The sequence below is a fragment of the Streptomyces sp. NPDC051218 genome (assembly GCF_044455475.1).
Lineage (GTDB): Bacteria > Actinomycetota > Actinomycetes > Streptomycetales > Streptomycetaceae > Streptomyces.
In genome coordinates, this window is sequence record NZ_JBITEU010000007.1 from 464,934 (window position 1) to 474,472 (window position 9,539).

Consider the following 9,539-nt stretch of genomic DNA (forward strand, 5'->3'; position numbering starts at 1 on the left):
TCGGCGCGTTTGACCCTCTTGGCGACGTTGTAACGGGCGGGCCGAGCACGGCCGCGAGCTCAACTCCCGTACGCGGACAGCGATGTGGGCACGATCGGCGGTCAGTGGGTCTAGGGGCGCGGGCGGGCGATTAGGGGTGATGCCGGTGGCCTGCTTCCAGGAAGATCGGAGGCAGGGTCGTCGTGTTTGGAAGGTAGGGCTGGTATGTCGCTCCAGGAGCCTGTCTCACCGGTCGAAGGGTTGCCCACGTCCACGGCTGACCGCATCGCAGATCTGGCCGCCCGGCACGAGGAAGCCGTCGTCCTCGCCGAGAAGAAGGCCGCGGACCGGCAGCACATCAAGGGGAAGCTCACCGCCCGCGCACGCATCGACCTGCTGCTCGACCCCGGCTCGTTCGTCGAGCTCGACGAGTTCGTGCGTCACCGGACCGCCGACGCAGGCATTCCACGCCCCTACGGCGACGGGGTGGTGACCGGCCACGGCACCATCGACGGACGCCAAGTGTGCGTCTTTTCCCACGACTTCTCCACCCTCGGCGGCAGCATGGGCGAGGCCTTCGGCAGCAAGGTCATGAAGATCTACGACTTCGCCATGAGCGTCGGCTGCCCCGTCATCGGGATCAACGACTCCGGAGGCGCCCGCATCCAGGAAGGCGTGATGTCCATCGCCTACTACACCGAGCTGGGCGTCCGCAACGTTCATTCCTCCGGTGTGATCCCGCAGATCTCGCTCATCATGGGCCCCTGCGCGGGCGGTTCGGTCTACTCGCCGGCCATGACCGATTTCACGGTCATGGTCAAGGACATCTCCTACATGTTCGTCACTGGCCCTGAGGTCGTCTCCGCCGTCATGGGCGAACAGGTGACGTCCGAGCAACTCGGCGGCCCCACCGTCCACGCCGAGGTCTCCGGCAACGCGCACTACGTCGGCGACGACGAGCAGGACGCCATCTCCTGGGTTCAGACCCTCCTCGGCTACCTGCCGTCCAACAACCTGGACACCGGCCCGGTCTACGACCACGACTGCGACCCCGGCATCACCGAGGGAGACCTGTCCCTCGACACCGTCATCCCCGACAGCGAGCAGCAGTCGTACGACATGGCCGACGTCATCACCGCGGTCCTCGACGACGGCGACTACCTCGAGATCCACCCGGACTTCGCGCGCAACATCATCTGCGCGCTCGGCCGGATCGAGGGGCACTCGGTGGCCGTCGTCGCCAACCAGCCAAGTCACCTGGCCGGCGTGCTGGACATCGACGCATCCGAGAAGGCTGCCCGTTTCATCCGCTTCTGTGATGCCTTCAACATCCCCGTCCTCACCTTCATGGACGTTCCCGGATACCTGCCTGGCGTCGGGCAGGAGCACCAGGGCATCATCCGCCGCGGCATCAAACTCTTCTACGCCTACGCCGAGTCCACGGTCCCCAAGGTCACCGTCATCACCCGCAAGGCCTACGGCGGCGGGTATGCGGTGATGGGTTCACGGCAGATAGGCGCCGACCGCGTGATGGCCTGGCCCACCGCCGAGATCGCCGTGATGGGCGCCGGGAGCGCCGTGCCCATCCTGCACCGCCGCGAGCTGGCCGCCGTCCCGCCCGAGGAGCGCGCGGCCGTCAAGGACAACCTCATCGATGACTACCGTCGCAGATTCGGCAACCCCTACGAGGCTGCCGCACACGGCTACGTCGACATGGTCATCCAGCCCTCCCGCACCCGGGCCGAGGTCGCCAGGGCGCTGGCGAGCCTGCGGAACAAGCGGCAGGCGCGCCCGGAACGCAAGCACGGAAACATTCCGTTGTGACGCCGTTCGTCGTGCCGGCCACGCCCGTTCGTAGGGCCGCTCATCACCGGCCCGGCGACGGAGCGGCGAGGTCGGCCAGTTCGCCCTCCTCGTACAGCCTGCGGCAGGCGCGGCGTTGCACTTTGCCGCTGGAGGTCTTCGGTATCGCGCCCCTGCGGACGAGGAGGACCGTATCGGCCGTCAGGCGGTGGTGGTCGTGGACAGCGCGGACGATCCGTTCACGCAGGCTCTCCGTGCCCTGGGCCCGCACCGTCCGGCCGTCGGCCTCGACGACGACCACGAGGCGTTCCTTCTCGTCGCGTTCGACGGCGAACGCCACGGCGCAGTTGGGGTGCAGGCCGTCCGCGGACTTCTCCGCGGACAGTTCGACGTCCTGGGGGTAGTAGTTGCGGCCCTGGTAGATGATCACGTCCTTGAAGCGGCCGGCGACGTGCAGTTCACCGGCGTGCAGGAAGCCCAGGTCCCCGGTGCGCAGGTAGGGCCCGTCCCCGGGGCCTCCGTCGGCGTCCCTCATCCGTGCGCGGAAGGTCTCCGCGCTCGCTTTCGGACGCCCCCTGTACTCCGCCGCCACACACGGCCCGGTGACCCAGATCTCGCCGATGACGTCCGGCGGACAGGCGCGCAACGTGCCGGGATCGACGATCCGCACCTCGGTGCCCGGGACGGTGCGACCGCTGCTGGTGACCGGGACGGCGCCGGGTGTCCGCGCATCGACGATCTCCGCCCGGCCTTCCCTCAGCGCCCTCGCGGACAGCCATACGGCCGTGGGTTCGCGGTCCTGGTCGCCGCCGGTGACCTTGAGGGTGTTCTCGGCGAGCCCGTAGCCCGGGCACATGGCTTCGGGCCGGAAGCCGTGCGGGGCGAACACCTCGGTGAAGTCCGTGATCGCATGCCAGCGCACGGGTTCGGCGCCGTTGGCCGCCACGCGCCACGAGGAGAGGTCACCGACCCCGCCGGCCTTCCCCTCCGCCGCCATCCGCGCGCACAGTTCGTACGCGAAGCTGGGCGCCGCGGAGTGGGTACCGCGGAACCGGGCTATCGCCTCCAGCCAACGGGCGGGCCTGCGGATGAAGGCGGCGGGTGTCATCAGGTACGAGGGGATACCGGCCCACAGCGGCATGACGACGCCGAACAGCATTCCCATGTCGTGGAAGAGGGGCAGCCAGTTGACGACTGTGCCGTCGGGCGCGCACGGCCACAGGGCATCCGTCTCGGCGACGTTGGCGAGGAAGTTGGCGTGGGTGACCACGACACCTTTGGGGTCGCCGGTGGAGCCCGAGGTGTACTGGAGCAGGGCCACGTCATCCCGACCGGGGGCGGGACCCGACCCGACCGACGTCATCACGTCGCTTCCTGCCGCGGCGAGTTCGGCCGTGTCGAGGACCGCGAGGCCCAGCAGGTCCTCAAGGTCCCCGAACCGGTCCTCCAGCTCGCGCCTGACCGAGGTTTCGGTGAGCACGGTCGTGGCGCCGGCGTCCTGCGCGATGCGGCGGATGCGCTCCACGTCCTTGAGGTGGCGCGGCGCCTGGACGGGCGCCGCGGCCACCTTGGCCCCCATGCACCCCAGGAGGGTACGGACGAACTCCAGCCCCGACGGATACATGAGCACGGCGCTCTGCCCGCTCATGCCCCGGGCACCGAACAACCGGGCCCGGAGGTCCACCGCTTCGGCAAGCTCGCCGTAGGTGAGGGACTCCCGGGGGTCCTCACCGTTGTGCAGGAAGACGTAGGCGGTGTCGTCGGGTTGCCGCTCACCGCGCAGGCGCAGCAGTTCGGGCAGTGTCGGTGTCTCGTCGCCCGAGCGGACGCCATCGAGAACGGTGGCCATGGGGCAGGTCTCCTTGTTGTCCGGGGCTCCCCGGGTGAGCCCGGGACAATTCCTGTTCGGCGCGGAGTTGCTCAACCTGACTTTCGGTCACGCCGATGAATACGGGATCGCATTTCTCCGGATCGGCCGCACCTCGTCCTGCGACGACGAAATCCCTCTTATCGGCGATTGCGCATCGCTTCCGCCCAGGATTCTCCGGTCATCCGGTGCGCTTCAGCGGGAGCGCGAATGATAAGAGATCGATGGCGTGGAGTTCCGTGACTCCAAGAGAATGCCAGAAGCGTACGTCGGCCGCCTCTCTGTCCCTTTCGTGATCACCCCTATGTTGAATGGCGCAGCCCCGGCGTCCTACTGGGGTGGCTCCGGTCAGGTTTAGGGGAGGTAGGGGTTGTTCCTCGTTCGCACCAGTCCATAGGTTCTCAGCGTGAACCGAGCATAAGGAACGAGTCCGAACTGTTTCCGTCGGCGGGCCCGCCTGGAGGACGACAATGCGCATACTCTTCGTCGCGCACGCGGAGAAGACGCACTTTTTCAGCATGGTGCCGCTCGCCTGGGCACTGCGAACAGCAGGCCACGAGGTCCGGATCGCCACCCAGCCGGACATGGCGGGGGCCGTCACCGAGGCTGGGCTCACGGCGGTTCCGCTGGGGTCCGACCACCGGTGGAAGCAGGTCATGGAGGCCAACCAGGACGAAGGCTGGCCGGCCCGGGTCGCCGAGGCCGTGACACATTCCGCGGACCTGGGGCACGACGAACTCCTGCGGTTCTTCGACGAGACCACTACGCGGTACTTCCGCACCGTCAACAACGACGAGTTCCTCGACGCGCTGGTCGCGTACTCCCGGTCGTGGAAGCCCGACTTGATCGTGTGGGAGCAGTTCACCTGGGCCGGCGCCGTCGCCGCCCAGGTCACCGGCGCCGCACACGCCCGCATGCTGTGGGGGGCGGATGTGGTCACCCGCTCCCGCAACGACTTCCTGGCCCGGCTCGCCGAGCGTCCCGAGGACCAGCGGGTGGACCCCCTGCGGGACTGGCTCACCGAGTCCCTCGCCCGGCACGGCGCCGCGTATGACGAGACCGTGGCCAACGGGCAGTGGACGATCGACCCCAACCCGCCCAGCCACCGGATCGACAACGGTCTGTCCGTGGTCAGTGTGCGGTATGTGCCATACAACGGGCAGGCGGAGCTGGCCGAGTGGCTGGCTGTCGAGCCCGCCAAACCCCGCGTCGCCGTGACCGCCGGTATCTCGGTCCGCAGCTACTTCGGGTTCGACATGTTCGGCATCAGCGCCCTTCAGGCGTTCGCCGGGCTGGACATCGAGCTGATCGCCACGCTGCGGCCGGGGCCGGGAGAGTCGGTGGACATGGCACCGGAGAACGCCACCATCGTGGACTTCGTGCCCATGCACGCCCTGCTGCCCACCTGCTCGGCCGTCATTCACATCGGCGGCGCGGGTGTGCAGTCCACCGCCGCCTACTACGGCGTCCCCCAGATGATCCTGCCAGGCCTCTGGGACACCGTGGTCCGCGGGGACCTCCTGGAGCAGTCCGGCGCGGGCCTCTCGGTGTCGCTGGATCAGGTCAGCCCCGAGCGGGTGCGTGACTCCCTGGTGCGGCTGTTGGAGGATCCGGCGTTCCGCGAGGGAGCCGCCGCACTCCGCAAGGACGTACTCGCCGCGCCCTCACCCAACGAGGTCGTCCCGGTCCTCGAGGAGCTCACCGCCCGCCACAAGACCACCGGCTGAGGGGTCCGCAGTCTCACGGCGCGCACTCGAAGGAGGGCGGACGCTTCCAGGCCGACCGGAAGGAAGGGAACGGTCATGACCACGCGCGTATGGGACTACCTCGCCGAGTACGAGGCGGAGCGTGAGGACATCCTCGACGCTGTCGACCAGGTGTTCCGCTCCGGACAACTGATACTCGGGCCCTCCGTCAGTGGCTTCGAGGAGGAGTTCGCCGCCTACCACGGCCTTGCGCACGGCGTCGGCGTCGACAACGGCACCAACGCCCTCGTCCTCGCGCTGCGCGCCTCGGGCGTGGGACCGGGCGACGAGGTGATCACTGTTTCCAACACGGCCGCGCCCACTGTCATCGCCATCGACCAGGTCGGGGCCACCCCCGTCCTCGTCGATGTGCGCGAGAGCGACTACCTGATGGACACCGCCCAGGTCGAGGCCGCGATCACCCCTCGCACCCGCTGCCTGCTGCCCGTTCACCTCTACGGTCAGTGCGTCGAACTCCCCTCGTTGGAGGAACTCGCCACCCGGCACGGCCTGGTGATCCTTGAGGACTGCGCCCAGTCGCACGGTGCCCGGCAGAACGGCCGGCTGGCCGGCACCACCGGCAGGGCCGCGGCGTTCTCCTTCTACCCGACGAAAGTCCTCGGCGCCTACGGTGACGCAGGTGCGGTGGTCACCGACGATGCCGGCACCGACGCCGCGTTGCGCAGTCTCCGCTACTACGGCATGGAGGAGCAGCGCTGCGTCGTCCGGACTCCAGGCCACAACTCCCGCCTCGACGAGGTTCACGCCGAGATCCTGCGCCGCAAGCTGCGGCGGCTCGACGGATACATCGAGGCCCGCCGCCGCATCGCGGCCCGCTACGCCGAGGCGCTGGCCGACACCGACCTGGTCCTGCCCGCGGTGACACCCGGCAACGACCACGTCTACTACCTCTACGTGGTACGGCACCCCCGGCGCGACGCGATCATCGAGGCCCTTCAGCCCCAAGGCATTCACCTTGGTGTGAGTTACCGCAGGCCGGTGCACACCATGGACGGTTTCGCCCACCTGAACCAGGCCAAGGGCTCGCTGCCCGTCACCGAGGCGCTGGCGGACGAGATCTTCTCCCTGCCGATGTACCCGTCGCTCTCCGAGGAACAGCAGGACAAGGTGATCGCGGCCTTGCGCGAGGCGCTGCGCACCGTCTGATACGGGCGCCGCCGGTGCTAACCGGACGGCTCTGCGCGCCCAACTTCCTTTGTGTTAAAGAAAGTTGGGCACGCGGCGGAGTGGGTGCTCAGCGGGAGAGCCGCAGTGGGAGCTCCAGCAGCCCGTGCAGGTTGAAGTGCTTGTTGATCGGCAGGTCCTCGCGAAGCAGCTCGATCTTCGAATACCGCTCCAGCAGTTTCGAGAACACGGTGGCCGCCTCCAGGCGCCCCAGCACCGCGCCCAGGCAGAAGTGCGGACCGGCGCTGAACGCCAGCGTTTTCGGCTCGGTGCGGGCCAGATCCAGGCGGTCGGGGTCGGGATAGCGTTCCGGGTCCCGGCCGGCGGCGTCCAGGAACCCGATCACATGGGAACCCGGCGGGATGAGCTTGCCGCCGAACTCCATCTCCGCGGTGGCGATCCTGCTGGACAGGGTCACCGGCGGGTCGAACCGGGACAGTTCATCCACGGCCGTCGACATCAGCCCCGGGTCCGCCCGCAGCGCCTCCAGCGCATCGGGCTGTCGCAGCAGGGCCAACATGCCGTTGCCGATCAGGTTGACCGTCGTCTCGTGACCCGCGTTGAAGATGAGGAGGATGTTGGCGACGACCTCCTCCTCGGTGAGCTGCTCGTTGTCCTCCGCCGTCATCAACACCGACAGCAGGTCGTGGTCCGGGTCGGCGTCGCGTCGGGAGGCCATCAGATCCAGCAGGTACCCGCGGAACTCCGGCTCCGCCTTGTTCATGGCGATGCGTCGGCGGGGCGTCACATCGGGGTCCAGGATGTAACCCACCTTGTCGGTCCAGTCACGGCACCGTGCGCGGTCCTCGACGGGAATCCCCAGCAACTCCCCGACCACCGCGACAGGCATAGGCAGTGCCAGGTCCCGTATCAGGTCGACCTCGCCCTCGCCCATGTCGTCGAGCAGGCCGTCGACGATCTCCCCGATCCGTGGCCGCAGACGGTCGATGTAGCGCGGCGTGAACACCCGCGCGATCAGCTTGCGCAGCCGACGGTGCTCGGCTCCGTCCTGCAGCAGCAGCCACTTGCTGACACTGCGCATCGCCGGGCAGGTCGGCCCGCCCCGGCTCATCGCCCAGCCCGGTTCCTTGGGGAAGGCGCTGGAGGAGTGCGGTGAACGCAGCAGCGCTTCGACGTCGTCGTACCGGGTGAGCAGCCAGTAACCCGTGGCGATCTGGTGTACCGGATCGGTCTCGCGCAGCCGCTTGTAGTAGGCGAACCTGTCGGCGGCAAGGGCGGGATCGTTCGGGTCGTAGAGAACGCTCATGCCGTCCATCCCTCTACGTCGGTGGTTGCCGTGTTTGCGGGGCGAGAGGCCCGCGTGCCTGTCTCTTGTCAGAGCCAATGGCCGACGCGGATAAAGACATTGGCTCCGGGGGCGTCATGTCGCCACCCTTATTTCGCCAGCCGATGTATGCCCCACAGGCTATGCGGGCTGCCGAGACGCGGAGAACCCCTAAAGTTGTCGGCCGAAGTCCTGACGGTCGGTATCGCGGGACGCCTCTGCTGGGTCCAAACTGCCCGCCACGCACGGGAGTTGGCCGGGCGCACCACGCGTCGGTTAGGGGTTGAGGCTAGGGGGACGTCCGCTCGTAGTGTGACGGCCGGTGCAGACGGGCTGCTCGACGCGCGGTGGGGTGGACGGCATGTCGGAACTTGAGGCGGAGCGCAGGGCGCACTACCAGGCGACCGTGGTGCAGGGAGCCCTGCGCACCGCGGCTGCGGGCGGCGACCCGTACGCCTCGATCTTGCTGGTTCCGGACGATCCCTATCCGCTCTACGAGCAGGTTCGCGAGCGGGGGACGCTCCACCGCAGCGCGGTCGGTGTCTGGACGACGACCAGTCACCGCGTCGCCAACCAGATCCTGAGGGACCGGCGCTTCGGTGTCCGTACGCCGGAAGGGGAGAAACCTCCCGAGTTCATGCCGTTCGACAACTCGATGCTCGGACTTGACCCGCCCGACCACTCGCGGCTGCGCAAGCTCGCCACACCCTCGCTGAACCCGCGCCGGCTCGCGCACTGGCAGCCGCATGTCGAGCGGTTCACCGACGAGCTGATCGACGAGATGCTGGCGGGGCGCGGTCAGGTCAACTTCATGCGGGCCTTCGCCCAGCAGCTCCCGCTGCGGGTGATCGGCGATCTGGTCGGCATCCCGCCCCACCACCGGCAGTTGTTCTTCCGGCTCAGCCGCCGCATGGCCTACTTGCTCGACGGCGTGGCCACCGTCCCGGCCGCGCGGGGCGTGGTGGGGGCCATCGCGGAGATGACGGTGATGTTCCAGGAGATCATCGCCGAGCGGCGGGCCGACCCGCGCGAGGACTTGATCAGCGACCTGCTCCCGGCGGTCGAGAGCGGTCGCATGACCATGGACGAGATGGTCCCGCTGTGCATGTTCCTGCCGCTGGCCGGCACCGAGACCACCGTCAACCTGATCGGCAACGGGCTGCTGGCCCTCCTCGAACACCCCGAGCAGTGGGACATGCTCGTCGCCGACCCGTCGCTGGCAGCCGCCGTCGTTCGCGAGACACTGCGCTACGACCCGTCGGTGCAGCAGTACCGCCGGATCGCGCACACCGAACTCCAGCTGGAGGGCGAGTCGATCGCCGCGGGCGACGAGGTCGCGATCTGCGCGGGCGGGGCCAACCGGGACCCAGAGGTCTATCCCGACCCCGGAAAGTTCGACATCACACGGGACCCGGGACCGGAGAACCTGGCCTTCTCGGCGGGTATCCACTTCTGCCTCGGCGCCGCGCTGGCCCGTATGGAGGCGGAGACCGCGCTGGCTGCCCTCGCCGCCCGGGTGCCCGGGATCCGCAGGGCCGGGCCGGTGCGCAGGCGCGGATCCTTCATCGTCCGCGGGATGCTCCAGTTCCCCGTCGACCTGCGCTGAGTACGACAGCGGCCGTGGCGCGGACCGCGCGCGGCGGTGACGCGAGATAAGGGGCGCCCTCACCCCATA

At 68.6% G+C, this 9,539-nt stretch carries 7 protein-coding genes; 5 read left to right on the top strand and 2 right to left on the bottom strand.

Features of this window, described 5'->3' with window-relative positions; translation table 11 throughout:
• The first annotated feature begins 204 nt into the window (after positions 1-204).
• Positions 205-1,803 (top strand): acyl-CoA carboxylase subunit beta, encoded by a 1,599-nt coding sequence (locus ACIBCK_RS23375; protein ID WP_399393087.1) that lies wholly within the window; start codon positions 205-207, stop codon positions 1,801-1,803.
• Between the two features lie 43 nt (positions 1,804-1,846).
• Here the strand turns inward: ACIBCK_RS23375 and ACIBCK_RS23380 are convergent, their stop codons facing one another.
• Positions 1,847-3,631: a fatty acyl-AMP ligase gene (locus ACIBCK_RS23380; protein WP_399393089.1), complete on the bottom strand. Its 1,785-nt coding sequence runs from the start codon at positions 3,629-3,631 to the stop codon at positions 1,847-1,849.
• Here ACIBCK_RS23380 and ACIBCK_RS23385 point away from each other — a divergent pair.
• The 3 genes from ACIBCK_RS23385 to ACIBCK_RS23395 all read left to right on the top strand — a co-directional run bounded on the left by ACIBCK_RS23385 (position 3,630) and on the right by ACIBCK_RS23395 (position 6,561).
• Positions 3,630-3,863 carry a hypothetical protein gene (locus ACIBCK_RS23385; protein WP_399393091.1) on the top strand — a complete coding sequence of 78 codons (234 nt, stop codon included), beginning with the start codon at positions 3,630-3,632 and terminating at the stop codon, positions 3,861-3,863. The two genes, ACIBCK_RS23380 and ACIBCK_RS23385, sit on opposite strands and share 2 nt — an antisense overlap.
• A gap of 256 nt (positions 3,864-4,119) precedes the next feature.
• The gene (locus ACIBCK_RS23390) at positions 4,120-5,376 is read left to right on the top strand and encodes an activator-dependent family glycosyltransferase (protein WP_399393093.1); all 1,257 of its coding nucleotides are present in this window, start codon (positions 4,120-4,122) and stop codon (positions 5,374-5,376) included.
• A gap of 75 nt (positions 5,377-5,451) precedes the next feature.
• Complete coding sequence (locus ACIBCK_RS23395; RefSeq protein WP_399393095.1) at positions 5,452-6,561, top strand: DegT/DnrJ/EryC1/StrS family aminotransferase; 1,110 nt, start codon at positions 5,452-5,454, stop codon at positions 6,559-6,561.
• An 88-nt stretch (positions 6,562-6,649) separates the two neighbouring features.
• Here ACIBCK_RS23395 and ACIBCK_RS23400 read toward each other — a convergent pair whose 3' ends face one another.
• Positions 6,650-7,846 carry a cytochrome P450 gene (locus ACIBCK_RS23400; protein WP_399393097.1) on the bottom strand — a complete coding sequence of 399 codons (1,197 nt, stop codon included), beginning with the start codon at positions 7,844-7,846 and terminating at the stop codon, positions 6,650-6,652.
• A gap of 379 nt (positions 7,847-8,225) precedes the next feature.
• On the opposite strand from ACIBCK_RS23400, the gene ACIBCK_RS23405 reads away from it, so the two are divergent.
• A complete protein-coding gene (locus tag ACIBCK_RS23405; RefSeq protein WP_399393099.1) occupies positions 8,226-9,470 on the top strand; it encodes a cytochrome P450 in 1,245 nt (414 codons plus the stop codon).
• The last annotated feature ends 69 nt before the right edge of the window (positions 9,471-9,539 follow it).